Origin of the sequence: Pseudochrobactrum sp. XF203 (genome assembly GCF_020341615.1) — a bacterium.
In the GTDB taxonomy this organism is placed as follows: domain Bacteria; phylum Pseudomonadota; class Alphaproteobacteria; order Rhizobiales; family Rhizobiaceae; genus Pseudochrobactrum; species Pseudochrobactrum saccharolyticum.
Genome location: NZ_CP084393.1, coordinates 351119 through 377696, shown reverse-complemented (window position 1 = coordinate 377696; position 26578 = coordinate 351119). Strand labels below are relative to the sequence as shown.

The 26578-nt window shown below is 52.5% G+C and carries 21 protein-coding genes and 1 pseudogene; 14 read left to right on the top strand and 8 right to left on the bottom strand.

All coding sequences use genetic code 11. The annotated features are described in order from the left end of the window. Positions 1–26 precede the first annotated feature (26 nt). The 3 genes and pseudogenes from LDL70_RS17640 to LDL70_RS17630 all read left to right on the top strand — a co-directional run. Positions 27–836, top strand: a complete 810-nt coding sequence (locus LDL70_RS17640; RefSeq protein WP_225688774.1) for an AraC family transcriptional regulator — start codon at positions 27–29, stop codon at positions 834–836. Positions 837–909: 73 nt separating this feature from the next. Then, positions 910–1581 (top strand): B3/4 domain-containing protein, encoded by a 672-nt coding sequence (locus tag LDL70_RS17635; RefSeq protein WP_225689272.1) that lies wholly within the window; start codon positions 910–912, stop codon positions 1579–1581. Beyond that, positions 1578–2180: pseudogene (locus tag LDL70_RS17630) on the top strand (LysE family translocator); the annotation flags it as partial. The gene LDL70_RS17635 and the pseudogene LDL70_RS17630, both read left to right, overlap by 4 nt. 193 nt (positions 2181–2373) lie before the next feature. Here LDL70_RS17630 and LDL70_RS17625 read toward each other — a convergent pair. Genes LDL70_RS17625 through LDL70_RS17595 form a run of 7 tightly spaced genes read right to left on the bottom strand, consistent with a single transcriptional unit; the run spans position 2374 to position 10635 of the window. Then, a complete protein-coding gene (locus LDL70_RS17625) occupies positions 2374–2742 on the bottom strand; it encodes a RidA family protein (protein WP_225688772.1) in 369 nt (122 codons plus the stop codon). 16 nt (positions 2743–2758) lie between these two features. Next, on the bottom strand, positions 2759–4051 hold the full coding sequence (locus LDL70_RS17620) for an FAD-binding oxidoreductase (protein ID WP_225688770.1): 1293 nt from the start codon (positions 4049–4051) through the stop codon (positions 2759–2761). A gap of 49 nt (positions 4052–4100) precedes the next feature. Next, positions 4101–5663: an ABC transporter substrate-binding protein gene (locus LDL70_RS17615; protein ID WP_225688768.1), complete on the bottom strand. Its 1563-nt coding sequence runs from the start codon at positions 5661–5663 to the stop codon at positions 4101–4103. Between the two features lie 17 nt (positions 5664–5680). Next, positions 5681–7006 (bottom strand): MmgE/PrpD family protein, encoded by a 1326-nt coding sequence (locus LDL70_RS17610; protein WP_225688766.1) that lies wholly within the window; start codon positions 7004–7006, stop codon positions 5681–5683. Positions 7007–7037: 31 nt separating this feature from the next. Then, entirely contained in the window at positions 7038–8822 is a 1785-nt protein-coding gene (locus LDL70_RS17605; RefSeq protein WP_225689270.1) for an ABC transporter ATP-binding protein, read from the bottom strand. Continuing rightward, positions 8822–9649: an ABC transporter permease gene (locus LDL70_RS17600; protein WP_225689268.1), complete on the bottom strand. Its 828-nt coding sequence runs from the start codon at positions 9647–9649 to the stop codon at positions 8822–8824. Before LDL70_RS17600 ends, LDL70_RS17605 begins: the two co-directional genes overlap by 1 nt. A 44-nt stretch (positions 9650–9693) precedes the next feature. Beyond that, on the bottom strand, positions 9694–10635 hold the full coding sequence (locus LDL70_RS17595; RefSeq protein ID WP_022712044.1) for an ABC transporter permease: 942 nt from the start codon (positions 10633–10635) through the stop codon (positions 9694–9696). 215 nt (positions 10636–10850) lie between these two features. Here LDL70_RS17595 and LDL70_RS17590 point away from each other — a divergent pair, with 215 nt between their 5' ends. Then, positions 10851–11609 carry an IclR family transcriptional regulator gene (locus LDL70_RS17590; protein WP_225688764.1) on the top strand — a complete coding sequence of 253 codons (759 nt, stop codon included), beginning with the start codon at positions 10851–10853 and terminating at the stop codon, positions 11607–11609. A 28-nt stretch (positions 11610–11637) separates the two neighbouring features. Here LDL70_RS17590 and LDL70_RS17585 read toward each other — a convergent pair whose 3' ends face one another. Then, positions 11638–12519, bottom strand: a complete 882-nt coding sequence (locus LDL70_RS17585; protein ID WP_225688762.1) for a helix-turn-helix transcriptional regulator — start codon at positions 12517–12519, stop codon at positions 11638–11640. A 231-nt stretch (positions 12520–12750) separates the two neighbouring features. Here LDL70_RS17585 and LDL70_RS17580 point away from each other — a divergent pair, with 231 nt between their 5' ends. The 10 genes from LDL70_RS17580 to LDL70_RS17535 all read left to right on the top strand — a co-directional run bounded on the left by LDL70_RS17580 (position 12751) and on the right by LDL70_RS17535 (position 26413). After that, on the top strand, positions 12751–14271 hold the full coding sequence (locus LDL70_RS17580) for an amidohydrolase family protein (protein WP_225688760.1): 1521 nt from the start codon (positions 12751–12753) through the stop codon (positions 14269–14271). A 105-nt stretch (positions 14272–14376) separates the two neighbouring features. Continuing rightward, entirely contained in the window at positions 14377–15879 is a 1503-nt protein-coding gene (locus LDL70_RS17575) for an amidohydrolase family protein (protein ID WP_225688751.1), read from the top strand. 163 nt (positions 15880–16042) lie between these two features. Next, on the top strand, positions 16043–17293 hold the full coding sequence (locus LDL70_RS17570; RefSeq protein ID WP_225688739.1) for a Zn-dependent hydrolase: 1251 nt from the start codon (positions 16043–16045) through the stop codon (positions 17291–17293). A gap of 221 nt (positions 17294–17514) precedes the next feature. After that, entirely contained in the window at positions 17515–18246 is a 732-nt protein-coding gene (locus LDL70_RS17565) for a FadR/GntR family transcriptional regulator (protein ID WP_075656606.1), read from the top strand. Positions 18247–18385: 139 nt separating this feature from the next. Next, a complete protein-coding gene (locus LDL70_RS17560; protein WP_225688738.1) occupies positions 18386–19903 on the top strand; it encodes an ABC transporter substrate-binding protein in 1518 nt (505 codons plus the stop codon). Between the two features lie 141 nt (positions 19904–20044). Continuing rightward, positions 20045–20992: an ABC transporter permease gene (locus LDL70_RS17555; protein ID WP_075656602.1), complete on the top strand. Its 948-nt coding sequence runs from the start codon at positions 20045–20047 to the stop codon at positions 20990–20992. Continuing rightward, the gene (gene nikC, locus LDL70_RS17550) at positions 20989–21849 is read left to right on the top strand and encodes a nickel transporter permease (RefSeq protein ID WP_022712037.1); all 861 of its coding nucleotides are present in this window, start codon (positions 20989–20991) and stop codon (positions 21847–21849) included. The genes LDL70_RS17555 and nikC overlap by 4 nt, the downstream gene beginning before the upstream one ends. Before the next feature lie 20 nt (positions 21850–21869). Continuing rightward, entirely contained in the window at positions 21870–23672 is a 1803-nt protein-coding gene (locus LDL70_RS17545) for a gamma-glutamyltransferase family protein (RefSeq protein ID WP_225688736.1), read from the top strand. A 17-nt stretch (positions 23673–23689) separates the two neighbouring features. Next, complete coding sequence (locus LDL70_RS17540) at positions 23690–24544, top strand: sulfite exporter TauE/SafE family protein (protein ID WP_075656595.1); 855 nt, start codon at positions 23690–23692, stop codon at positions 24542–24544. Between the two features lie 15 nt (positions 24545–24559). After that, positions 24560–26413: an ABC transporter ATP-binding protein gene (locus LDL70_RS17535; RefSeq protein WP_225688734.1), complete on the top strand. Its 1854-nt coding sequence runs from the start codon at positions 24560–24562 to the stop codon at positions 26411–26413. Positions 26414–26578 lie beyond the last annotated feature (165 nt).

The window sequence follows — 26578 nt, the reverse complement described above, 5'->3', positions numbered from 1 at the left end:
GAACGATACAAAAAAGGTGTGGCTACGTGGCAAAAGGCTCGTTCAAAATAGCGCCTAGCAAAATCGACGGGATCACGGCGGTTGCTGCGGACTCATCCCATATATTCGGCCGCCATACGCATGACCAGTTCGGCATTGGCGTCATCATCCGCGGTGCGCAAAAATCATTGAGCGGACGGGGCATTGTTGAGGCGGCGGCCGGTGATATCATCACTGTCAATCCGAATGAGGTTCATGACGGCACCCCGATCGGTGACCATGGCCGTGCGTGGTATATGCTATATTTTGATACCGATATTTTAGCCGAGCCGATGAAGGAAATCCGGGGCGGTAACACGAGAATATCGGAGCTTGCAAAGCCGGTCTTGCACGACACGGCTGCAACAAAGCATTTCCGCTCTCTGTTCAAAAGCATAACCAATCCGTCAGATATTTGCAGCGAGTTTGAAATACAAGAAAACCTGCATCTGTTGCTGGCACGGCTTGTTACAAGCCACAATTCTGCAGACAAACACGATGCACCCTCCGCAATCGAACTGGCACGCGAGCGCATAGATGATGACCCTTGCTCGCCGCTTTCTCTCGGCGAATTATCTGCGCTTGGCAATGTCAGCCAGTTTCAGTTGATACGGGGTTTTTCAAAACTCACCGGTCTGACACCTCACGCCTATCTCATTCAGCGCAGACTGCAATATGCGCGAAAAATGATCATAAATGGCTCAACACTGAGCGATGCAGCCTATGCGTCCGGCTTTGCAGATCAGAGCCATATGACCCGTTTATTTGTAAGCACCTATGGTATCTCACCAAAGCAATATGCCGGTGTCAGAGCCTGAACTGCAATTTTCTTCAAGACTTTGCGGTCAATAACGACGCAAATGGCTCAAAAAACGAGCCAGAGCAATGTCCATTCACTACAGCTATTCCCCGTCTGTGCTGACTTCTTTTCCGCAACTGCAATCCCGTGGTTTGCTGATTGACGGCATCAACCGCAATGCCGACCCAAATGCTGCCATGTCTCAACTGACTGCCATTGCCAAAAACCGTCTCGCTCATGCTACTGAAGGCGAGTTTCCTGAAATCAAAGCATGGCGCCGCGCCTTTTCCGCCATGGGATATAAACCGACCCAATACAGATGTGCTTCGGAAGCATTGCTGCGTCGTTTCCGCATGGAAGGTTCACTTCCGGCGCTGCACCCTCTGATTGATCTCTGCAATGCAACATCGCTGGCTTTTGCAATACCCGTTGCCGTTTTTGATGCCGAAAAAATCAACGGCATTCTCAGTATCCGGCACGCTGACGGCGACGAAATTTATGAGACATTCAGCGGGAGTACGGAAAGACCCGAGCCAGGCGAAATCATATATGCCGATGACAGCAGGCGAGCACATGCACGCCGCTGGACAAACCGGCAGAGCGGCTGGTCTGCGATAAATAGTGAAACAAAAACAGCGCTGATTGTGACTGAAGCACTGCATGAAACTGCACAGCAAGACACGGATAAGCTTATAAATTCGCTGATGACAACATTGAAACAACTATGGCCTGCGTCGAAAATCACTCGGGTTAATCCGGCATGACTTTCGAATATTTACTGACAGCTTTTATTGTCACCGCCATCCCCGGCGCAGGCGTTGTTTATACCGTTGCAGCCGGTCTTGCAGGCGGCAGGCGCGGCTATATCATTGCAGCACTAGGTTGTACGCTTGGCACCTTGCCCCATATTGCAGCAGCCATCAGCGGCCTTGCGGTTTTGCTGCACACCAATATTACGATCTTCATAATCATTAAATGGCTTGGCATTGCCTATCTGTTCTACATGGCATGGAAGATGGTGAGTGACCATACGATGCTGCAACTGAATGAAAAGACCAAAGATAAAAGCGCGCAACAAATAATCAGCTCAGCGATTTTCATCAATCTGCTGAACCCGAAGCTGTCCTTGTTCTTCCTTGCCTTTTTACCGCAATTTATCAGCCCGCAAGAAGCATCGCCGGTCTTGCGCATGCTGGAGCTGAGTGTGGTTTTCATGATAATCACATTTGCGGTTTTCATCGCCTATGGTGCTTTTGCCGCCTCAGTCCGGCACTATCTGATTTCCGATCCGTCAGTGCAAAAACGGGTTCGCTATGGCTTTGCCTTTGCTTTCATGGCACTGGCGCTGCAACTGGCTTTCACCAACACCGGTCAGCATACGAAGGATAACAAATCAGCCAGAGCAATGCCGGTGAGTGTCAGCTCTTCAAGCATGATCTGGCCGTCTGTTTTTACCTATGACTTGTTCAGTTCAGAAGAGATACAGCAATCCAGCCCGAGCCTGAATGTCCCTTTCCGGCGCTTTTTCCTTGTCAGGTTTTAGGCCGGCAGCCGTATTAAAACTCAACAAGTTCCACATCGCCTGTTGCTGCACTCACCATGATTTCAACGCGCATGGACGGATCGCCCAACTCGACTGCGCAGCAACATCTGACAGGCGGCGCATAGGGGGCAATCCAGTCTATCCAGACCTGATCCATACCCTCAAAATCAGCCATGGATGTGATCCAGATTTCCGCAGTCAACAGACGGGATTTATCACTGCCTGCACGTTGCAGCAGATCATCAATTTTACCAAGCGTCTCTTTCGTCTGCTCTTCAATCGTGCCGCCTTTATCAGAGAACTGACCGGACAGATAACAGACACCATTATATTTCACCAAGCGGCTGCGGCGGGCATTAATATCACTGCGTTCAAGCTTCATTTCATCCTCACGATACTCAGATTTCAAGTCCGGCTTTGCGGCTTTCAAGAGCGGAAATCACACGGAAACCGATGCTGCGGAAAGGCTCCGGCGCTATAAAACTGGCTTGTCCCATAACCTGCTCAAGAACGGAATGATCGCCAAAGCCGCACATCAGTTCCGCCAGATGCCGCCCCAGCATTGTGCCTTTGGCGATGCCGCTGCCGTTGCAGCCGCCGGAAGCATAAAGCCCGTCTTCCAGCTTGCCCCACCATGGTGCACCGTTCATAGTCAGGGCTGTGGTGCCGCCCCAGACATATTCAAATTGCACATGGCGCAAACCGGGCCAGCGGCGTTCAAAGCGGTTCCGCAATTCTGCTTCCACATAAGACTGTGTCAGCTCTTTTTCATGGGCATAAAGGCTGCGCACCATCAACCGGTCAGAACCGATGCGCCGCAATGTTGTGCCAAGCCGGTGAGACGGCAGCAAGCCCCATGACTGATCCTGTCCCAGTAATGCTCTGTCCGCCTCGGGAACGGATTCTGTCACTGCCGCATAGGTATAAATAGTCGTCATTTTGGTATTCAGATAACCAAAACGGCGGATAAAACCATTATTCGCCAAAGCAATATTCTTCGCCCTGATTTGCCCCGACCGTGTGGATAATACCCAGTCACCCTGATGCTGAATCCGTTCAACCGGTGTGTTCTCATAGAGTTCAACATCGGAAGGCAGCGCATCGGCCAAACCGCGGATCAAGGCTGCAGGCTGTAACAGCCATGTATCTGAGAGATACAGACCGAAGCGGTAATAATCGGTGCCGATCCTCTCTGCGATATCGCTCCGTGACAATTCCTGATGTGTTACACCGAGTTTTTTTGCCACTTCAAGAACAGAGCGGACAGAAGCCTCTCCGCGTTCTGTGGCAGCGCCGCGAATGGCACCGACCTGCTGCATATCGCATTGGATATTATTCTCACGGATAATATCTGTCAGCCATTGAAAAGCTTCCGAAAATAATTTTGATTGCAGCCGTGCTTTCTCGGACATTTCCACGGTAATATTCCGTGGCAGAACATCGGTGCCGGTAAAACCGGAATTGCGAGCGGAGGAGCCCTCGCCCACGGTCGTCGCTTCAACAACTGCGATACGGGCATCGGGGCGAAGTTCACGCAGACGACGTGCAACAGCAAGTCCGGTATAACCTGCGCCGATCACGGCAAAATCTACGTTAATGTCGCCATCAAGCGCAGGTCGTGGTGTGCGCGGCGGAAGCATCGCATTCCACCCGCAAATATTGGAATAATCAGGATAAGTCAGTTTTGACATGTTCAAACCACGGGAAATGTGGCTGGCGCAGAGCCAGCCACGTACGGTTTCAATCAGTGAAATGCGTCTGTTCAGTTACAAGCGGTCCGAGCGACAAAGAGCCTTTCAGCTCGAAGCCCCAATCAAGGCTCTTCTTACGAACCCAGACCTGCGCGGTTTCATTTAGCGGGATTGCGCAGACATCCGCGACAATCAGTTTCTGCGCTTCATGCCAGAGCTGGAGCTGCTTATCCGGATCCACTTCTGACCGTGCAGCAACAATCTGCTCATCAGCAGCCGCACAATGACTGAAATTGGTCACCGCAGTCGGTTTGCCGACAATACTGTCTGAATGATAGAATTGTGTGAGGTAATAATCCGCGACCGGAAAACGTGCGGCGCCATACATCACAATCGGGCTGAGATCCTTGCGGATCATCTGGTGCCAGGTCGCATGTTCCACCGGTTCCAGTTCCAGCTTGATGCCTGCTTTGGCAACCTGTGCCTGCAACATCTGTGCCGACTGTTCCAGACTTGGCAGCTGGCTGGACAGCATTTTAATCGTTACGCCGTCCGGATAGCCTGCTTCGGCCAGCAGGGCCTTGGCTTTTTCCGTATCATTGGAGACAACGCCAGCCTCATCCGTATAACCAAGATTATTACTCGGAATGACCGATTTCACTTCACGGGTGAATTCCTTGCCGCGGAACTGTGCCATCTGGGCGGCATTGACCGCATAGGCCAGCGCCTGTCTGACGCGGATATCGTCAAACGGTTTCTTGGTACGGTTTACATGAAGCAGCGTCAGTTCCGCCGGATCGAAAATATCAACCACGGATTCCGGTACTTCCCGTGTCCGCGCCAGCCATTTCTGATCTGTGGTGCCGGCGGAGACATCAATCTCACCGGAGATAAAGGCCAGATCGCGTGCGGAAGCCGCATTCAGAAAGCGATAGATGATTTTCTCAAGCTTCGGCTTGCCACGGAAATAGCCATCATGGGCTTTGAACTCGATGGAAACACTCGGTTCGATTTTTTCCAGCGAGAAAGGCCCGAAACCGACCGGACGGCGCTGAAACTCGTCACCACGCTCCTCATAGGCTTTTTTACTCAGGATAAAACCGCCGGAATAATTCGACACCAGTCCGAGCAGACTAGGCACCGCTTTGGCAAGCGTAATCTTCACCGTATAGGGATCAACCGCTTCAACAGATTTCAGAGCAGCATAATCGGTCGCGAAAGCTGATGTTTCCGGTTTTCCAGCTTTATTGAGGGAGAACACGACATCATCGGCCGTTACCTCGCCATAACCCTGCTGAAACTGTACGCCTTTACGCAAATGGAATGTCCATTCCATTTTATCTGCTGAATGCTCCCATTTTTCAGCAAGATCAGGCTCAATTGTTGAAGGATCTGTACTGCCGGGTGCAAAGCGCACCAGTCCGCCAAAAATCCATGCAACCAGTGTGCGATCCGATGTCGAATTGGCAAAATGCGGATCAAGCTTGCCGACATCTGCTGCCGCAGCCCCTAAAACGAGTTCTGTTTTAGCCGCAAAAGCCGGTACGGATACCAGTGCCGAACAGGCCATAAAGGCTGCCAGTGCGCCGGTTTTTAAAACTGTTCTGTACATATTATGCTCCTCCTCTTTTATTTTATAATTTGTCTGCTCAAAGCAGCGTGCACGGGGGTAAATCCTGCCTGCGGAAAATCCGCAAAAGCCTGAAGCAAAGACTGCTGGTCATCGGGGGTGATATACGCCGCATTAATCCGCCGGAATTTCGTGACAATATCCGCATAACCAAGCGGATTGGCCACATCTCCGCGCGGATGCAGCACTTCCATGATCTCAATGCCCTGCCCCTGATCCAGCGAGACACGCGCCGGTGTTGATTTCGGAAAAGCCGAAGCAAAATCAGAGGTAGCCTCAAGCGTAATCCGCTCCGCCAGAGCCAGTATTTCAGGGTCGTCCAGCGTGGCCGGATTAACCGGCTGCAATGCAGCTTCGCCTTTCAAAGCTGCCAAGGCACAGCTGAAATAAAAACTATATTGCCCGCCTTCGAGTGTTTGCGGCGCACGCTCGTTGGAAAGGCGTAAACCCTGCGGAAATGTTTCAATTTTCAGTGAAAGCACCGGCAGCTCCGGCTTACGCATTGCCAAAATAGCGTCGACCGCTGCATGCATATAACGGCAGCAGGCATAGGGTTTGAGATAACACTGCATCAACCACCATTGCTGACCATGGTCAGCCAGCAATATTGCAGGGTCATATTTTTCTGCATTATCCAGTAAATCACGGGGGCCCGTAGCACCGGCCGCAGCGCGATAGGCAGCGGTAATCCCTGCTACAACCGCAGGCGGGATCATTTCTTTCACCGTCGTGCCCTGATAGCGCGAAGTACCGGACGGATAACCGATCGGCCCTTCCGCACCGGCAATCGCCAATGCATGAGCCATGGCCGGAGCACTCAGTTTTAAAAGCCGTCCTGCGGCAGCGGCCGCACCATAGCCAACCCAGCGCCCGCTATTATAACTGTCAATCGCGGCGGTTGGTCTGGAGGTGGCAATGCGCAGCGCAATATCGTAGCCAAGCGCAATCGCGTCATAAATATCCTCATCGCCACTGCCCAAAGCTTCAGCCACGGCCAAAGCCGCCGGAATAACACCGGCACCAGCATGACCTGCAGCCCCGCGATGGCCGTCATCAATATCCAGAGCACTCGCCGCCGCACTATTTGCCTGAGCGGCACCGGCAACGGAGGACTTTTCTCCGGAAAGCCAGAGTGTGGCTGCACTTCCTCCGTAAGCATGAATTGCCGTATAACGCGCCGCTTTTGCCAGATCAGATGTAAAGCCTGCGCCGGTTGCCGCAACCAGATCCAGAACCAGCAACCGGATGCGCTCTTTCACATCCGCAGGCAATTGTCCCTGCGGATGTTCCGCAGCAAAAGCAGCAAGTTTATCGATGATATGCATTGAATAAATGCCCCGTTCTCATTGCATTTCGTTATGCGGATTGCCGGATATAATGCCCGTCAGATGCTCTCGCCCACCGGCTGACCGGCGGGTTGTAATCAAGCGGCTTCAGCGGGCTGCGTGGTTTCTCCTTATCGGCAGCGGTTATAATGCGCTCTTTTCTCTGTGCCGGATGCGTGACCGGAATCGCGGATAGCAAGCGCTGCGTATAAGGATGAACCGGATTGGCAATGACGTCTTTCTTGGCACCGATCTCTACGATCTCGCCAAAATACATAACTGCGACGCGGTCACAGATTTTCTCGACCGCTGCCATGTCATGGCTGATGAAGAGATAGGAAACGCCAAACTCCTGCTGCAGATCAATCATCAGATCAATGATCTGTCCTTTGATCGCCACGTCGAGAGCGGAAACCGCCTCATCCGCGATAATCAGTTTTGGTGACATCGCGAGTGCGCGGGCAATACAGATACGCTGCCTTTGCCCGCCGGAAAATTCATGCGGCAGACTGGCAGCGCGGCGCGGATCAAGCCCCACTCTTTCCAGCAGCCAGTGCATTTTCTCCCTTGCCTCTTTGCCCTGAGCCAGACCATGCACAGTCATCGGTTCCATGATTGCGGAACCGATGGTTTGTCTGGCATTCAGGGAGCCGAACGGATCCTGAAAAATCATCTGCACATCGCGGTGCAGAGCCGAAAGACTTTTGGGATCTTTGTAGTCAATCTCCCGTCCGGAAAGCTGAATTCGGCCTGCATGAACAGGTGCCAGATCAATAATTGCTTTGCCGATCGTTGATTTTCCTGAACCGGATTCCCCGACAAGTCCCAGTGTCTCGCCTTTGCCGATTGCGAAGGAGACATTCTCAACAGCATGAACATTGCCGGTCAGTCTGCTGAGAAGACCGGAGCGCACCGGAAAGCGCACGCAAAGATCATTGACCGTAATCACCGGAGCATCTTTTGCATCGCTTGAGCCTTCAGCCAGCGGCAGTTCCTGCAAAACTTCCAATGACTCGACCTGTTTCACCGATCGTCCGACAAGGCTTGGCGCTGCTGCAATCAGCGTGCGGGTATAGTCATCTTTCGGGTTCGAAAAAATTTCATGAACTTCACCCCGTTCAATCTCGCGCCCCTTTTGCATAACCAGCACATGGTCCGCCATTTCGGCCACCACACCCATATCATGGGTAATGAACAAAATGGCTGTGCCGGTTTCACGCTGCAATTCGCGCAACAAATCCAGAATTTGTGCCTGAACCGTCACATCCAGCGCCGTTGTCGGCTCATCAGCAATAATCAGTTTCGGGCTACAGGCCAGTGCCATGGCAATCATGACACGCTGGCGCATACCGCCGGAAAATGTATGCGGATATTGTTTCATGCGTGTTTCAGGATCAGGTATGCGCACCTTGCGTAGCATCTCCAGCACAGCCTCACGCAAGGCTCCTCCTTTCAGCCCGCGATGCAACCGGATAACCTCTGCCAGCTGATCGCCGATCCGCTGCACCGGATTGAGCGATGTCATCGGCTCTTGAAAAATCATGCTAATCTGACGACCACGAATACTGCGCATCCGGTCTTCTGAAAGACCCAGCAATTCCGTATCCCCGAGCCGGACAGAACCGGTTGCATGGCCGGTTGCTTCCGGTAGCAGCCCCATAACAGCAAGCGAGGTCACACTCTTACCGGAGCCGGATTCACCGACAAGTGCCAGTGTTTTTCCTGCTTCAATCTCAAGATTAAGGCCATGAACAACGGGAACGGCACCAAAAGAGATATGCAAATCCCTGATAGACAGAATGGAATTATTCTTCATCACGATGCATCCTTCAAACGGGGATCAATCGCATCACGCAGCCCGTCACCGATCAGGTTAAACGCAAGCACCAGCAGCAGAATTGCCAGACTTGGAAACAAAGCCAGATGGAAAGCATTGAGAATATTGTCGAAACCTTCACGCACCATGCCGCCCCATGTCGGGGTTGGCGGGGCAAGACCCAGCCCGATAAAAGCCAGCGATGCTTCAGTACGCACAGCCGTTGCCATCCAGAGGGATGTCATGACCATCACTTCGGGCAGAATGGCCGGAAGAATATGCCGGAACAGAATACGTGGTCCTGAAAACCCCATTGAACGACCGGCCTGCACATATTCACGGTCACGCTGGGTCAGCACCGCCGCGCGGGCAATACGTGCAAAGGCGGGCGTGGCAGTAAAGGCAATCGCGATAATAATATTGGTCAGCGTCGCCCCCATAAGCGCTACCAATGCCAGTCCGAGAATGAGCGAAGGAAAGGCCAGCACCACATCCATGATCTGCATGCAGATAATATCTGTGCGTCCGCCGAGATATCCGGCAAGCATACCAATCAGCGAGCCGATAATAGTTGCGGCGGCAATCGCCAGCAGACCAATGGTAAGACTGTAACGGGCGCCCCAAAGCAAACGGGAGAGAATATCCCGCCCGAAATTATCCGTGCCAAACCAGTTCTCAGAACTCGGCGGCATCAGCTGTTTGAAAATATCCTGCTCTGCCGGATCGTAAGGTGCAAGAAGCGGTGCAAATATTGCAGCACCGATCAGCAGCACAACAACAAGAATGCCGATCCATGTCGAGATACCGAGCCTGCGCAGAAACGGCATGACAGAACTGAAGGCTGTCTTTTCGTAAGATGTGGAAATCGTGCTCATTTGTACTGAATCCTCGGATCAAGCAGGCCATAGGTCAGGTCTGTCACAAGGTTCACGATGACAACCATGAAGGTGTAGACCACAATCATGCCCTGCAGCAGTGTGTAGTCACGCTGGGTCAGAGCCGACAAAATCAGCTTGCCAAGCCCCGGACGGGAAAACACGATTTCTGTCAGAACCGAATTGCCGATCAGAATGCCGAGATAGAGACCCACAACCGTTGCAATCGGTACGAGACAATTGCCAAGCGCATGTTTCCAAACCACGCTATATTGCGATGCACCTTTAGCGCGGGCAGTGCGCACATAGTCCTGACTGAGGACTTCCAGCATGGCAGAACGTGTCACACGGGTTATGTAAGTCATCATAATCAGGGCAAGAGACAGTGTCGGCAGCGCCATCTGGCGCAACCGTTCCAGAATATCTCCCGAGCCACCGGCGCTGATAACCGGAAACCATTTCAACTGAATAGCAAACACCATCAGCAGCAGAATGGCGGCAACAAAAGCAGGCAGGGACAGGCCGAGCAATGAGATGAAGCGGATAATGTAATCCGGCATTTTATTGCGCTTTACAGCCGCCCATACACCGGCCGGAACACCGAGGATGAGACCCAGTGCCAGTGCCGCAATCGTCAGCTCCAGCGTGTAGGGTAAAACATTGAGAATTTCCGCCGAGACCGGTCTGCCGGTAATCATGGAGTTCCCCAGATCACCTTGCAAAGCATCCCAGAGAAAGCTGCCATATTGAACCAGAACCGGCTTATCCAGCCCGAGTTTCTGGTGCACCGCAGCAATACTGGCAGGGCTGGCCTGATCGCCAAGCAAAACCAGAGCAGGATCTCCGGGCAATATCCGTACAAGCAAAAACACCAGCGTTAATACGCTGAAAAGAGTTATGGCGGCAAAGCCAAGTCTCCTCGTCACAAAAGACAGCATCTCCCCTCCGAGATTCCCGTCACCGTGAAAGCAGCAAATATTTTTCTGTTCCCATCCGGCTGTTTCAGCCGCGGGTTATGCCTGTCAATTCATGGTCACGATTTATGTGTTCTCCTACCTGTAATGACAGCTAAAAAATTTGTTTGTGTCAATCTATTTCTTTTAATGGAATTATTATTTATAATTATTCCGATTATTGGAATATGAGATTCTTTATGACGACAGATAATTCATCCTCAAATGCCTCCCGGGCTTTGGATATTTTGCTATTGCTCGGCGATTATGGTGAAGACGGTGCTGCACTGGCCGAAATCGCCAAATCCCTGAATGTCGCCAAATCGGCAGCCCACAGAACTCTGATGGCGCTGACAGAACAGGGCTTTGCGGAACCTGCAGAGCGCTATGGTCATTACCGGCTGGGCTCGGCTATTTTCCTGCTGGCTCAGCGCCAGCAACGGCTCACGCCGCAAATTCAGAAGCTGCAACCCGGCATGACTGAATTCACCAAAAAGACCGGATATACGACCTATATTATAGCACAATCGGGCTTTGATGCGGTGTGTGCTGAAATGATAAGCCGTTCCATTCTGCCGCAACAGCAATTCGGCATCGGCGAAAGAATGCCTTTAGGGATTGCGGCAGGCAGTGTTGCTTTGATGGCCACTTTGCCGGAAGGTGAGCGTGATGCAATTTTACATGCGAATACAGAGCGCTACACGCAATATCCTGCCGTGCGCCATGTGGATGTGGATGTCGTAAAACAACAAGTTGATGAGACACTTGCGCGGGGTTACGCGGTTAATATGGGTTATTACCTGCCGGGTGTCGGCGGTCTGGGTTTGCCTTTGCCAAAACCAAACCCGTTCCGCGTCAATGTCGCTATTTCTTTCAACATCCCGTTGGAAAATATGAAGCCTGATGTGATGGACAATCTCATTGATCAGCTCAAAGAATGTTTGAATGTAACGAACTGATTGCTACATTTTTAAAGCCCGCTCTGCCTCAAACTTTCGTTGTATGTTGGCGGGCTTTTTCAAGCCAGCGCCGGTCATTTTCCTGTTGCGGTTCGGCAGCCGGTCTTGTGATCCACTCGAACGGCGGCAGATCTGCGAAAATCGTATCCTTGGTGTTTTTGATACGCTCCTGTTGCAGTCGTTGCTGAAAGCGCTTCATCATATTGGAAAAAGCGCTTGCCGTATAACCAAGATCCGCAGCGACAATCTTGGCCGCAGTGCCACGCTCCAGTTCCGCACAGGCATAATTAAACCGGATTGTCTCAAGCCAGTGCCGGTAACTCATACCCAGCTCATTTTGAAATTGACGTGCAATGGTCTTTGGGGTGCTCGCTGCTTTTTCTGCAAGTTGTGCAAGAGACAATGTTTTTGACAAGTCCTGCATAATCTCTCTGCACAACACTGCCAGCTTTTCGCCGGCAGGCATCGGAACTGTGCAGGAAACGCGCTGTGCCGAAGCAATTTCTCCGCGTAATAATTGCAAAATTGCCTGTTCACGTTTGATATTCCGCTGATTTTTATGAAAGTTCAGCGTCTCAACAAGCAAAGCACGCATCAGAGGCGGCATTTCAATAACACGGCAATCCAGCAGTTCCAGTTCCGCACCGTTCTGTAACAGCAGAGAAGTAATATTAGTATCTGTCAGCATGGTGACTTCGTGCTCGCAATAGGGCGGCAGCCACATGGCACGGTAAGGAGGGATAATAAAATTGCCGTGTCTGGTAATAACACTGACAACACCGGAGCTCGCATAAAGCAATTGTCCGAACGGATGCATATGATTTTCAATGACCAGCCCGCGGCTGAAATTGCGAACGAGCGGCGCAAAACATATTACATCGCCCGCCACAACATTATCCGTTGTTTGCAAGGCACTTCTCCCGTTTTTATTCTGCGTTCCACTTTTTATGACCGTTAACCGGCCGCTTTTGTTGTCCTGTTAGCGCAATCGAATGTCCGTTTCGCAATAGCAGAACAACTCGCATCAATCCCCCGCATCGTCGGATAGTACACCGCGATTACCGCTGGCAACAAGACAGAATCTCTCCGCTTTCTGCATCTGATGCCACGGCACATTCTGAATATTCGGGAGGATTTTAAAATGACGATTACCCGCAAAGAGCTGTTCCGGCTCGGGGTTGCTGGTCTGGCAACAGCTGTTGCCACCGGCCGCAGTTCCGCCGCATCAGCCACAAAACCGGCCGAAGCAAAGACCGGTGCGAAGGCAGATCCGTCTCGCGCAACACTGATCCGCAATGCGGATATTCTTACAATGGATAAAAAACTCGGTGAGCTGAAAGCCACCGACGTTCTTATCAGGAACGGTAGAATAGTTGCCATTGCTAAGGGTATGAAAGTTGATGATGCGGAAATCATCGATGCAACCGGTAAAATTCTGATGCCCGGCATGATCGACGGTCACCGTCATGTCTGGCAGATCATGAATGCCGGCACTCTGGTAAAAACCCATGCCGCAAAATACGATCATTACCAGACCTGGAAAGAGCGCACCGTCGTTTGTATGACACCGGAAGATTTTCATCTGGCGGGGTATGTCGGTGGTTTGCTAGCGATTGATTCAGGCGTAACCAGTGTGGTTGACTACGCCCATGGCCAGCACAATCGTGAGAAAGCCTTTGCCGGTGCACGCGGATTGATTGAATCCGGTGTCGGCGGAACTTTCTGCTATCAGGTTGCCCATGATCCCACCTATGGTCCGGGCGATACGATTTCACTTGCAGAGGCTTCGGCTCAGCGTCTCGCACCGCCTACAGATGCGCATTTCGAAACCGCCAGAATGCTGCGCGATGAACTGTTTTCCGCAAGCGACAGTCCGATCCGCTTTGGTATTGCCTCCAGTAACGGACTGGGACGCCATACTATGCGGCAAACAAAATCAGAGTTCGACCGCGCCCGTGCGCTTGAACCCTATTTGATTGCACTGCACATTCACAAACAAAACCCCATGCCTCCGGAAGGTATCTACCGCAACATCGCCGATCTGCATAAAGCCGGTTTACTGGGGCCAGAAATTCACGTCTCCCACGGCGTACAGATGACCGATGAAGAAATTATCATGCTGCGGGATACAGGTGGCATGTTATGCGCAACGGTTATGGGTGAATTTCCTTATATTGCCCCTGCAATTCATGGCAAAGCACGTCAAATGGGACTGCCATCCGGTATCGGTATCGATGTTAATCTGGCTTTGACCCAAGACTATTTCGAGCATGTGCGTGCCGCGTTATGGAATATGCAACGCTCGGAAGAATATGCCCGTATTGCCCGTGAATATGAGCCAGCCGATCTGCTGGATTATGCAACCGGCTCCGGTGCCGCCGCCATCCGCATGGGTGACATGACCGGCACCATCAGTGTCGGCAAACAGGCTGATCTCGTTTTGCTGAGCACCAGCCGCTACGGCTTCGCGATCGCCGGAACTCTGGCTGACCGTGTGTTCAGCTTTGCCAACCTGTCCGATATCGACAGCGTCTGGGTGCGCGGAACTTTACGCAAGCAAAACGGAAAAATGCTGAATGTGGACTGGGGCAAGCTCAAAGCAGACATGCGTGAGGCGCAGGCGCGGATTGTACGCGATGCCGACACAATCACCTTCACATAAAAGCTTTTAACCTACCTCCATACGTCATTTTCAGCCGGTTCAGAGCACAGTCGGGAGCATTTATTTTTCCCGCGCAGGCCTGCCGGACAAGAAGGAACCTGTTTCATGGAACTAACACGCAAAGAGTTTTTGAAACTCAGCGCTGCAGGTGCAGCCGTTGCGGCCAACGGTCTGCCTCTGCACGCAGCACAAAGCGTTGCTGCCAGTGCAAAATCTGTTGTGCCGACACTCATCAAAGGCGCAGACATTCTGACAATGGATGCAAAGTCAGGAGAATTATCCGCCACGGATGTGCTGATTACCAACGGGAAAATCACAGCTATTGATAAAAATATCAAGCATGACAATGCAGAGATTATTGATGCAACCGGCATGATTTTGATGCCCGGCATGGTCGACGGTCACCGCCATGTCTGGCAAACGGCAGAGGCCGGGCAAATTGTCAAAGGTTCCAAACTTTATCGCCATTATGACCGTGAGAATAATCTGAAATATGGATTATGCTTCACACCGGAGGATATGTATTTTTCTTCCTATATCGGAGGTCTTGTCTGTCTGGATTCCGGCGTTACCACAGTGCTTGATCACATGCATGCAACCAATGGCAATGAGATTGAAGATGCGGCGGCACGCGGGTTGAAAGATTCCGGTGTCGGCGGCTATTTCTGCTATCAGATGCGTCAGTCTCCACGCTACGGACCCGGTGACACCTATCCGCTGGCACAAGCGCGCGCAGATCGCGACAGCCCGCCGGATGAACGCCATTACAAACAGGCTGAGTTACTGCGTGACCGTTATTTTTCCGATGAAAACGGTCTCTTGCGGTTTGGCATCGGGCTGACCGGCTCGGTCGGCACACAGAGCGTTGCACAAGCCGCTGAGGAGTTTAAACGCTGCCGTGAATTGCAGGCGGCAATTCTGACGCAACATATGAACCAGACATTCCCCGAGCCTAACCCGCCAATTTTACGCGGTATACGTGATCTGCATGAAGCAGGTCTGTTAGGGCCGGATTATCATATTTCTCACGGCAATGACGTAACCGATGAGGAATTGCTGATGATGAAAGCCGCCGGTTCAAAACTCTGCTCCACCACGCTTGGTGAATTTACCTATGACACGCCAAGTCTGCATGGCCGCGCCCGCGCGCATGGCGTGGATACCGGTATCGGTCTGGATGCTGCTATTGCCATGTTACAGGATTATTTTGAGCATGCGCGTTCCGCTTTCTGGGTTCTTTACAAGACGGAAGACGGCGCAGCCATTGCCAATAATTATACCTCAACTGATGTTCTGGAATTTGCAACCATCGGCGGCGCACGATCGCTTGGCCTTGGCGATGTGACGGGGTCGGTTACGGTCGGCAAGCGGGCTGATCTTGTGTTGTTACGCACGGACAGAATGGGCTTTGCCAATCTGGGAACACTCGCTGACCGCGTGCTCAATTTTGCAGCCATGCAGGACATTGACAGTGTGTGGGCAGCAGGTCGTGCAGTAAAACGTAATGGCATTATGTCCGGTGTGGACTGGGCAGCAGCACAAAAACAAACCGCACAGGTGCAACAACGTGTTTTCTCACTGGCACAGACCATCAATCTGACCGAGTAAACTGTGTTTTACCCCCCGCATAGCTCTCACTATGCGGGGGCAACAGTTCTCATAGCAAAGCAAAATAAAACTAAAAACAAGCGGCTAGAGCAATTGCCCTTCCCCATTGTCGGTACGGGGTGCTATCGGTCGTGTCAGCAGGAATTTATTGCAGGCTTTTCTCATGACACACTATTCGGATCCGCAACGCCTCCAGACCCTGATCGACGGACTGGATCAGTTCAACACCACTCCCGGTAAAGGCACCACTCGTCTGACCTATAGTCCGGAATTCCGGCAGGCCGCAGATTATCTGCGAGACCGGATGGAGGAAGCGGGTCTTACTGTGCGCGAAGATGCCGTTGGTAATATTATCGGCCGTCTGGAAGGGAGCAATCCGGAGCTTGCACCGGTTATGGTCGGCTCCCATTTTGACTCCGTGCCAAATGGCGGAAAATTTGACGGACAAGCAGGCGTCATTGCCGGCATAGAAATTGCTTTCCAGCTGAAAAGCCGCGGGCTGACACCCGTTCGTCCTGTTGAATTTATCGCCATGATTGAAGAAGAAGGCACCCGTTTCGGTGGTGGCTTGCTGGCCTCACGCATCATGACCGGCAAGGTGGATATGCAGCAGCTTGTCACTTTTACTGATGATGACGGCATATCCGTTGCGGAGGCAATGCAGGCCTATGGACTTGATCCCGCATCGGCATATCAGGCAATCCGCCAGCCCCATTCAATCCATGCGTTTCTCGAGCTGCATATTGAACAGGGTCCTGTGTTAGAGAGCCATGGCGAGGACGTGGCTGTTGTTGACGCTATTGTCGGTCTCGGCCAGTTGAAAGTCGCATTTCGCGGACAAGCAGGCCATGCCGGTACAACCCCGATGAATGCGCGGCGCGATGCGCTCACCGGCGCTGTCTCCGCCCTTGCACAATTGCCTGATCTGGCGCTTGCTATCGGACAGGACGCGGTTCTGACTGTCGGCAAGCTGGATGTTTATCCGGGCGGTGCCAATGTTATCCCCGATCTGGTTGTTTTTACCGCCGATATCCGCGCACCAAAGGAAGAGGTTGTCCGCACATTGATGGATCAGACCCGTGCTGTAATCGAGCGGGCGGGCGGCAACGGGCTTTCGGTAGAGGTGGACGAACAGCTCTTTGTCGCGCCGGTGCCTTTATCCTCCGAACTGCATAAATGCCTGTCGCATCATGCTGGTGCGCTTGGCCTGAAAAGCCGTACAATGGTAAGCGGTGCCGGTCATGATGCCATGATTATGGCTGATTTTGCCCCGACCGGTCTTGTCTTCGTTCCGAGCCGTAACGGTATTTCTCACGCTCCTGAAGAATGGACGGATTATGACCAGCTGGCTAAAGGCGTTGACGTGCTTTTTCTCACAATTTGCGATCTCGCTGAGGTGAAACTTACAGATTAAAGCCGCTGCTTGTTCGTATTTCTATATCGAACCTTAATGGCGAACCAATTGTAAATTGGTTCGCCATTATTTTTACTAAACATCTTGAAATGCTACAGATAATTTGCATTATTAAACAAAAGTATAATAAATCGGGAAAATTATCAGCAGAATGGCCGTTACCAATTCATCAAATTCAGAACCAATCTGCATAATGGTTCGATTGATTCACGGTTCATGCCATGCATGACCTCAATGATAATACCGGTCTTGCCTTAGAAAATCTGCGCACGTTATTGGCTGAACAGACGGAGGGGCAGGAAAACCGCCTTCCCTCTGAACGTGAACTGGCACTGCGTTTCAATGTCAGCCGCCGTGCCTTGCGTGCAGCCCTTGATGTGCTCGAAAACGAAGGGCTGATCTGGCGCAGGCAGGGTCAAGGTACTTTCAGCGGTGAACGTCGTCCCGATGGCAATATGCTGGCCCAGCAAATTGCCGACTTCACCAATCCTATCGAAGTTATGGATGTACGGATTGAAATCGAACCGGCGCTGGCGCGCATGGCCGCCGCCCGTGCTACACCCGCTCTGGTGGAACAACTGGAAAAGCTGGCTCTGAAAGCCGAGCAGTCAACTGATATTGCCTCATGGGAACGGTGGGATTCAGCCTTTCACAGCAAGATCGCTGATGCATCCGGCAATCAGCTGTTTATCGCCATTATGGGCATCATCGATGAAATCCGGCGCAATGATGCATGGCAGCAATTTCGCACCCGCGTGCGTTCGGCAGGCCGCAATTCGCTGTCGGTAAACCAGCACAATGCCATTCTGGATGCGATCCGGCGCTTTCATCCGCGTGATGCGGAAGATGCCATGCGTACGCATCTTATGTCGCTGCGCGAAGCAGTGATCGGCGAAATTGGCGGAGCCGCACGAACACAAATACCGGCACCGCAGCCTGTAACGACCGACTGAAGGAGTTTTCGCATAGCGGATGAAAGCCGCATGCAAAGGGAAGAACGGATTTAGCTCAGGAGGAGGAGCCCGTTCCGACCATTCAAGTGCAGACCACAGAACAATCTGGCTATCAGCAGAACAAAATAAGGGGTGGAGAATGAAATCTGTTTATAGAACTGCTCTCAAAACTGCGGCGCTGTCCGCAGCCGCAATTGCTCTAACATTACCGGCACTGGCCGCTGATTTACGCATCGGCCTGCAGGATGATCCCGATGTGCTTGACCCGCATCGTGCGCGTACATTTGTCGGTCGTATCGTTTTCACGTCCTTATGCGACAAGCTGTTTGATATTAATGACAAGCTGGAAATTCAGCCGCAACTCGCCAAAGAGTGGAGCTGGTCTGAAGACGGTAAAACACTGCATATCAAACTGCGTGATGACGGGAAATTCCATGACGGCTCGGCCATCACTGCTGCCGATGTAAAAGCCAATCTGGAACGGGCAAAAACACTGCCGGAATCCCTGCGTAAAAGTGAAGTCGCAGCGATTGATAAGATTGAGGTTGTGGATGATACCACGCTCGATATTCACCTCACCAGACATGATGCGGCACTGCTGTCCCAGCTTTCCGACCGCGCGGGTATGATCCTGTCGCCAAAGGCTTTTGCCGGTGGTGAGTTTGCCCAAAATCCTGTCTGTTCAGGCCCGTATAAATTTACCAGCCGCGTACAGAATGACCGGATAATTCTGGAGAAATTCGCTGATTACTGGGACGCCGCCAATTATCATTTTGACAAGGTAACCTATCTGCCGATTCAGGATTCAACCGTGCGCTTTGCCAATCTGCGCTCCGGTGATTTCGACATGATCGAGCGTCTTGCCTCTTCAGATATTGAAGCCGCTAAAGCCGACAGCAATCTCGCTTTCCTGCCGGTCACAGGTATCGGCTATCAGGCTCTGACTTTCAATATGACCAAGGGCGACAAAGACAGTTTCCCGATCGGCCATGACAAACGCATCCGTCAGGCTTTTGAGCTTTCCCTCGATCGTAATGCGATTAATGAAGTGGTCGGTCAGGGCGTATTCCAGCCCGCTTATCAGGCTTTCCCGCCATCAAGCTTTGCCTATAACCCGAAATATGAAACTGTGACCCGCGACGTTGAAAAAGCCAAACAGCTGCTTAAGGAAGCCGGTCATGAACGGGTCAGTTTTGAGCTGGCTTTCGGCAATTCCACAACGTCCCAGCAGGTCTATGAGCTGATACAGGCCATGTCATCCGAGGCAGGTTTTGATATCTCTCTGCGTCCGACTGAATTTGCTGCCCTGCAATCCGCATTAAAAGAGAAGTCTTTTGATGTCGGCCAGAGTGGTTGGTCAGGCCGTGCTGATCCGGATGGCAATATCCATCAGTTTGATACCTGTAAAGGCAGCCTCAACGATGCCGGTTTTTGCAGTGAAAAAGTTGATGCCCTGCTGGAAGAAGCCCGCAGTATCAAAGATCAGGCACAGCGCAAGGCACTCTACGATCAGGCACAGGAAATCCTGCAAGACGAACTGCCGATCGTCTATCTCTATTATCAGCCATGGACATTTGCCACCCGCGCAAATCTGAAAGGCTTTACTGCACATCCGGACGGCATGATCCGCCTGAAAGGCGTGACACTGGAAAAATAAGCAAGCCGTCTCCTTCTTTTTGAAAACACCTTTCGAAAGAAGGAGCTGAAACGGCTCAGCGGGAAGGAACAGGCGGATTAAATTCTGTCACTTCCATCCCGCTGCCTGCTGTTCTGTTTTCATGCGAATGGAACTCATTCTATGTTTGAATTAATTATCCGGCGTTGTCTTGTGGTGATCCCGACCCTGTTTCTGGTATCGGTTATTGTGTTCGGCATGCAGAAACTGCTGCCGGGCGATCCGATCTTGGCACTGGCCGGTGAAGACCGTGATCCGCAGACGATTGCCTATCTTCAGGAAAAATACCGGCTGAATGATCCGGTTATCACGCAATATCTGAGCTGGCTCGGCCGCATCATGACCGGCGATTTCGGCGTATCCATCCGCACGGAAAAACCGGTGCTGGAACTGATCTTGCAGAAATTGCCGGTGACTTTGCAACTCGCGGCTTTTGCGATGTTCGTTGCGCTGCTGATCGGCGTGCCTGCAGGGATCATTTCTGCTGTACGCAAAGGCACATTGACCGATTATTCGATCAATATTGCCGCGCTGTCCGGTTTATCAATCCCGAATTTCTGGCTCGGCATTCTGCTCATTCTGTTTGTTTCCGTACAATGGCAGTTGCTGCCTTCATCCGGCTATACATCACCGTTTGAAAATCTGGGACAGAATATCCGCACCATGATTATGCCGGCTTTTGTGCTCGGCACCGGCCTTGCCGGCGTATTAATGCGCCATACGCGTTCGGCCATGCTCGGTGTATTGCGCTCGGACTATGTGCGCACGGCACGCGCCAAGGGGCTGAATGAAAAGACGGTTATTCTGCGCCATGCGCTGCGCAATGCTCTTGTACCGATCATTACCCTGACAACTCTGCTTTTTGGCGAATTGCTGGCCGGTGCAGTGCTGACCGAACAGATTTTCACTATTCCGGGTTTCGGCAAACTGATCGTGGATGCGGTCTTCACCCGTGACTATGCCGTTGTGCAGGGCGTTGTGCTGTGTACCGCTGTCGGTTTCATTCTGATGAATCTCCTTGCCGACATTCTCTACATTATCGTCAATCCGAGACTGAGGGATGCAACATGAGTGCGCTCGCAATTCCGGCAAAAAAATCCCGCAACCGCACTTTGCAAAAATTTCTCTCCAACAGAGCAGCGGTTCTCGGTGCAATATTGGTCGGCTTTTTTGCTCTGCTGGCCATTCTGGCACCGCTGATTGCCGGTTATGATCCGTTGCAGACAAGCTTCACCGCTATTCGCAAACCGCCTTCTGCCCTGCATTGGCTGGGGACAGACGAACTGGGACGCGACCTGTTTTCCCGCATGGCCTATGGCGCACGTACCTCGCTGATGGCGGGCGTTGTCTCGGTATGTATCGCGATGATTGTCGGCGTGCCTTTCGGGATTATCGCAGGCTATTTCGGCGGCTGGGCAGACAGTATTATCTCCCGCCTGATTGATGCCATGCTCGCCATACCATTTCTGATTATGGCAATTGCCCTGGCTGCCTTTCTTGGTGCCAGCCTTACCAATGCGATGATCGCCATCGGCCTTTCCGCAGCACCGGTTTTTGCCCGTCTTACCCGTGGTCAGGTGCTTTCCATCCGCAATGAGGAATATATCGAAGCCGCTCAGGTTCTGGGTCTGCGTCATCCGCGCATTATCCTGCGCTATATTCTGCCGAATGCCATGTCGCCGATCATCGTTCAGGCAACGCTGACCATTGCGGCAGCCATTATTGCCGAAGCCAGCCTGTCCTTTCTCGGTCTTGGCCAGCAGCCGCCGAACCCGTCATGGGGCTCAATGCTCAACACTGCAAAAAACTTCATCTCACAAGCGCCATGGATGTCCGTATGGCCGGGAGCCGCAATCTTTCTCGTGGTTCTGGGTTTCAATCTGCTTGGCGATGGTCTGCGCGACGCCATTGATCCGCGCGAATATTAATAGCTTACAGGAACATAACCATGAGTATGTTTACAACCCGTCCTGAAATTCTCGGTACTTTCGGTGTTATTACTTCCACCCACTGGCTGGCTTCGGCCGCCGGTATGGCGCTGCTGGAGCGTGGCGGCAATGCTTTTGATGCGGCCGTGGCCGCAGGCTTTGTCTTGCAGGTTGTCGAACCGCATCTCGTCGGCCCTGCCGGTGAAGTGCCGATTATTTTCCACTCCGCCAAAACCGGTAAAACCGAAGTGCTGTGCGGTCAGGGCGTGACACCGGATGCAGCCACGATCGAGCGTTACAAACAGGAAGGGCTGGATCTGGTTCCGGGTTCCGGCCTGCTCGCAGCCGTGGTTCCGGGGGCATTTGATGCATGGATGCTGATGCTGCGCGATCATGGCAGCATGAGCCTGCGTGATGCAATGGAACCGGCAATCTATTATGCCCGCACCGGCCATCCGATGCTGCCACGCGTTGCCAATACAATCCGCGATCAGGCTGAGTTCTTTAAAAAAGAATGGCCGACATCCTATGCCACGTGGGCACGCAACGGTAATCTGCCTCAGGCGCATGAGCTATTTGTCAATGAAGCGCTGGCAAAGACCTATCAGCGTCTGGTCGATGAATCTGAAGCCAAAGGCGGCAGCCGCGAAGAGATTATCGATCATGCACGTGACGGTTTTTATCGCGGCTTTGTTGCGCAGGCGATTGAAGATTTTTGCCGGAATACTGAGGCGATGGATACCAGTGGCAAACGTCATAAAGGCATTCTGACCGCTGATGATATGGCGCGCTGGAGTGCCACTTATGAAACCCCGCTGAGCTATGATTATCACGGCTGGACGGTTTCCAAGACCGGCCCTTGGGGTCAGGGGCCTGCCCTGCTACAAAGCCTTGCTTTGCTGAAAAACAGCGATATAGGCGCTATGGGGCCGGACAGTGCGGATTTCATTCATACCGTAACAGAGGCCATGAAACTGGCCTATGCCGACCGCGAAATCTATTACGGTGATCCTGATTTTGCAGATGTGCCGATGAAACAGCTGCTTTCGGAAGACTATAATGCACAGCGGCGTAAACTCATCGGCTCTGCGGCTTCTCATGAGCTGCGCGCCGGTATGATCGCAGGTTTTGAAACCCAACATGCCCGCAGCGTAGCACAGTTCCGCTATGCCGAGACCAACGGCAATGTGGCACCGGGTGCCGGTGAGCCGACCATGGCACATCTGCGCACCGAGAAACGCGGTGACACCGTACATGTGGATGTGATCGACCGCTGGGGCAATATGGTTTCCGCCACCCCGTCCGGCGGCTGGCTGCAATCATCTCCGGTTATTCCGGAACTCGGCTTCCAGCTCAATACCCGTGCACAGATGTTCTGGCTGGAGCCGGATCTGCCGACCAGCCTTGCGCCGCGCAAGCGCCCACGCACCACGCTCACACCGTCACTGGCCAGCTATGAGGGCAAACCACGACTTGTCTTCGGTACGCCGGGTGGTGACCAGCAGGATCAATGGCAGCTTATCCTGTTCCTGCGCCGCGTCCATCACGGGCTGAACCTGCAGGAGGGTATTGATCTGCCGCTGTTCCACACCATGCATTTCCCGTCATCCTTCTATCCGCGTGAAGCCATTCCGGGACGGCTTGTGATCGAAAAGTCTATTGGTGAGGCTGTGATTAATGATCTGAAAATACGCGGTCATGATCTGGAAATCGTTGATGAGTGGACAGTCGGGCGACTGACCGCAGCCGAACGTGAGAGCAACGGGCTGTTGCGGGCAGCCGCCACACCACGCCTGATGCAAGCCTATGCAATCGGGCGCTAAAACGGGGAATTGATGCAGTGATAATGGGTATTGAATTTCAGGAACTGCTGTGGCTTGCCCTGAGCATGCTGATTGCCGGTGGCGTCACCGGCCTGCTCGCAGGTCTGTTCGGTGTCGGCGGCGGTACTGTGGCGGTTCCGGTACTGTATGAGCTGTTCCGCTATCTGGGTGTGCCGGAAGATGTGCTGATGCCGCTGAGTATCGGCACATCGCTTGCCATCATCATCCCGACATCCATCCGCTCCTACCGCGCCCATCTGGCACGCGGAGCGGTGGATACAAGTCTACTGAAAGCATGGGCTGTACCGGTCGTTGCGGGTGTGATTGCAGGGAGTGTGATTGCCCGTTATGCACCGGCAGAGCTTTTTAAATTCGTCTTCATCGTGGTTGCCGGTGTTTCGGCAATCCGGCTGCTGTTCGGCAAAGACAGCTGGAAACTCGCCGATCAGTTGCCGGGCAAACTGGCCATCCGGTTTTGCGGGTTGATTATCGGCGTATTGTCCTCACTGATGGGGATCGGCGGCGGACAGCTCTCCAACCTGTTCATGACCTTTTATAACCGGCCGATCCATCAGGCTGTTGCCACATCTTCGGGCTTGGGCATCCTGATTTCCATACCGGGTGCGCTTGGCTATATTTATGCAGGCTGGCCGCGTGCCGCCCAATTTCCGGATGTTGCCGCTTTGCAGCCGCCGCTTGCACTCGGCTATGTCTCCCTGCTCGGATTTTTTCTGGTTATTCCGACAAGTATTCTCGCAGCCCCCGTCGGCGTAAAGCTGGCGCATAGTCTTTCAAAACGAAAACTGGAAGTCGCTTTCGGTGTCTTTCTGTTGCTGATCTGCCTGCGTTTTTTGATAAGCGTCATTTATTGATAGAAAGATTGAGTCATGCAAGAAACACTTCTTTCTGTAAAAGATCTGAAAATCTCTTTCTCTACCGGTGGCCACTGGGCACCGGTCGTGCATGGTATTTCCTTTGAGATTAAAGCCGGCGAAACGCTTGCTATTGTCGGGGAGTCCGGCTCCGGCAAAAGTGTGACTGCGCTTTCCCTGATGCGTTTGCTGCCGCCGCTCAACAGCCGGATTGAAGGTACGATCCGTTTTAACGATGCCTCGCTGACGCAGATGAATGACAGCGCAATCCGTCATATTCGCGGTAATGAAATCGCAATGATTTTTCAGGAACCGATGACCTCGCTCAATCCGAGCCTGACCATCGGCTTCCAGCTTGCCGAAGTGCTGATGACCCATCGCGGCATGAGCCGTGAACAGGCTGAAGCCGAGGCTGTGCATCTGATGGAGCGTGTACGGATACCATCTGCCGCCACACGGGCGAAAGATTATCCGCACCGTCTGTCCGGCGGCATGCGTCAGCGTGTGATGATTGCCATGGCACTCGCCTGCAAGCCGAAACTGCTGATTGCCGACGAGCCGACGACCGCATTGGATGTGACCATTCAGGCGCAGATTCTTGATCTCATCAAAGACCTGCAAAAAGAAGAAGGCATGGCCGTGCTGTTCATCACCCATGATATGGGTGTGGTGGCAGAGATTGCCGACCGTACCATCGTGATGCTGCATGGCAATATTGTTGAAAGCGGCAACACAGAGGTCATTTTTGCACAGCCGGAACATCCTTATACCCGCGCTCTGCTGTCTGCCGTACCGAAACTCGGTTCCATGAAAGGGGAAAGCGCTCCGCTGAAATTCCCTGAAATTGACCGCACAACCGGCCTGCCGGTTGAACAGCCTGTCTCAGAACCTGATACTATAACAGAGAGCAAAGCTGCTCAGCCGCCAACCGTGCTTGAAGTGCGCAATCTGCGCAAATATTTTGACCTGCCAAACGGTCTTTTCCGTAAACCTGCCGGACGGGTTCATGCGGTTGAGAATGTTTCCTTCTCAATTGCGGCGGGTGAAACGCTGTCTCTGGTGGGGGAATCCGGTTGCGGAAAATCCACCACCGGCCGTGCAATTATCCGGCTTACTGAGCCGACATCCGGCGAAGTCCTGCTGAACGGCCGCGATATTCTCAACATCAGTCAGGCGGAGTTCCGTGACACACGCCGCCAGATACAACTGATCTTTCAGGACCCGTTTGCAAGTCTGAACCCGCGCATGAAAATCGGTGAAGCGGTTGCCGAACCGATGATTGTGCATGGCATTGCCGGTGCTGCGCAGGCACGGCAAAAAGCCCGTGAACTGCTGGAACAGGTCGGTATTAATCCCGCAACTTATGACCGCTATCCGCACGAATTTTCCGGCGGGCAGCGCCAACGCATCTGTATTGCCCGTACATTAGCTCTCGATCCGCAATTGATTATTGCTGATGAGGCCGTGTCCGCACTGGATGTTTCTATCAAGGCGCAGGTGGTTAATCTGATGCTGGAATTGCAGGAAAAGCTTGGTCTGGCCTTCCTGTTTGTTTCCCATGATATGGCTGTGGTTGAGCGTATCAGCCATCGCGTGGCCGTAATGTATTTAGGCGAAATTGTCGAGATCGGCAGCCGCGCGGATATCTTCGGTAATCCGCAGCATCCTTATACCAAACGCCTGCTCTCTGCCGTACCGGTGCCTGATCCTGCAACGCGCGGCACCAAGGCAAAACTCCATGTCGGCGAGCTGAAAAGCCCTGTGCGTCCGGTTGATTATCAGCCACCGGTGCGGATTATGCAGGAAGTCAGCTCCGGCCATTTTGTGCAGCAATGGGGCGATGAATGGGACTTGCGTAAAGCAATCTAGTAAAAAATAAATAGTCCGGCTAGCATGTTGATCTGAAAGAACACATGCTAGAGCGGTTTACGTCCAGATTGGATCATAGTGCTTGCTCTGGATGCTTTATTTGATCGCATTATCACGGGCGTCAAGCTGATCCAACTTGACATAATCAAGAAGTCAAGTTGATCC

Coding starts and splice junctions, on each gene's coding strand:
- LDL70_RS17625 (WP_225688772.1), bottom strand. CDS start 2,742: ATGAAGCTTGAACGCAGTGATATTAATGCCCGCCGCAGCCGCTTGGTG.
- LDL70_RS17620 (WP_225688770.1), bottom strand. CDS start 4,051: ATGTCAAAACTGACTTATCCTGATTATTCCAATATTTGCGGGTGGAAT.
- LDL70_RS17615 (WP_225688768.1), bottom strand. CDS start 5,663: ATGTACAGAACAGTTTTAAAAACCGGCGCACTGGCAGCCTTTATGGCC.
- LDL70_RS17610 (WP_225688766.1), bottom strand. CDS start 7,006: ATGCATATCATCGATAAACTTGCTGCTTTTGCTGCGGAACATCCGCAG.
- LDL70_RS17605 (WP_225689270.1), bottom strand. CDS start 8,822: ATGAAGAATAATTCCATTCTGTCTATCAGGGATTTGCATATCTCTTTT.
- LDL70_RS17600 (WP_225689268.1), bottom strand. CDS start 9,649: ATGCCGTTTCTGCGCAGGCTCGGTATCTCGACATGGATCGGCATTCTT.
- LDL70_RS17595 (WP_022712044.1), bottom strand. CDS start 10,635: ATGCTGTCTTTTGTGACGAGGAGACTTGGCTTTGCCGCCATAACTCTT.
- LDL70_RS17590 (WP_225688764.1), top strand. CDS start 10,851: ATGACGACAGATAATTCATCCTCAAATGCCTCCCGGGCTTTGGATATT.
- LDL70_RS17580 (WP_225688760.1), top strand. CDS start 12,751: ATGACGATTACCCGCAAAGAGCTGTTCCGGCTCGGGGTTGCTGGTCTG.
- LDL70_RS17575 (WP_225688751.1), top strand. CDS start 14,377: ATGGAACTAACACGCAAAGAGTTTTTGAAACTCAGCGCTGCAGGTGCA.
- LDL70_RS17570 (WP_225688739.1), top strand. CDS start 16,043: ATGACACACTATTCGGATCCGCAACGCCTCCAGACCCTGATCGACGGA.
- LDL70_RS17565 (WP_075656606.1), top strand. CDS start 17,515: ATGCATGACCTCAATGATAATACCGGTCTTGCCTTAGAAAATCTGCGC.
- LDL70_RS17560 (WP_225688738.1), top strand. CDS start 18,386: ATGAAATCTGTTTATAGAACTGCTCTCAAAACTGCGGCGCTGTCCGCA.
- LDL70_RS17555 (WP_075656602.1), top strand. CDS start 20,045: ATGTTTGAATTAATTATCCGGCGTTGTCTTGTGGTGATCCCGACCCTG.
- nikC (WP_022712037.1), top strand. CDS start 20,989: ATGAGTGCGCTCGCAATTCCGGCAAAAAAATCCCGCAACCGCACTTTG.
- LDL70_RS17545 (WP_225688736.1), top strand. CDS start 21,870: ATGAGTATGTTTACAACCCGTCCTGAAATTCTCGGTACTTTCGGTGTT.
- LDL70_RS17535 (WP_225688734.1), top strand. CDS start 24,560: ATGCAAGAAACACTTCTTTCTGTAAAAGATCTGAAAATCTCTTTCTCT.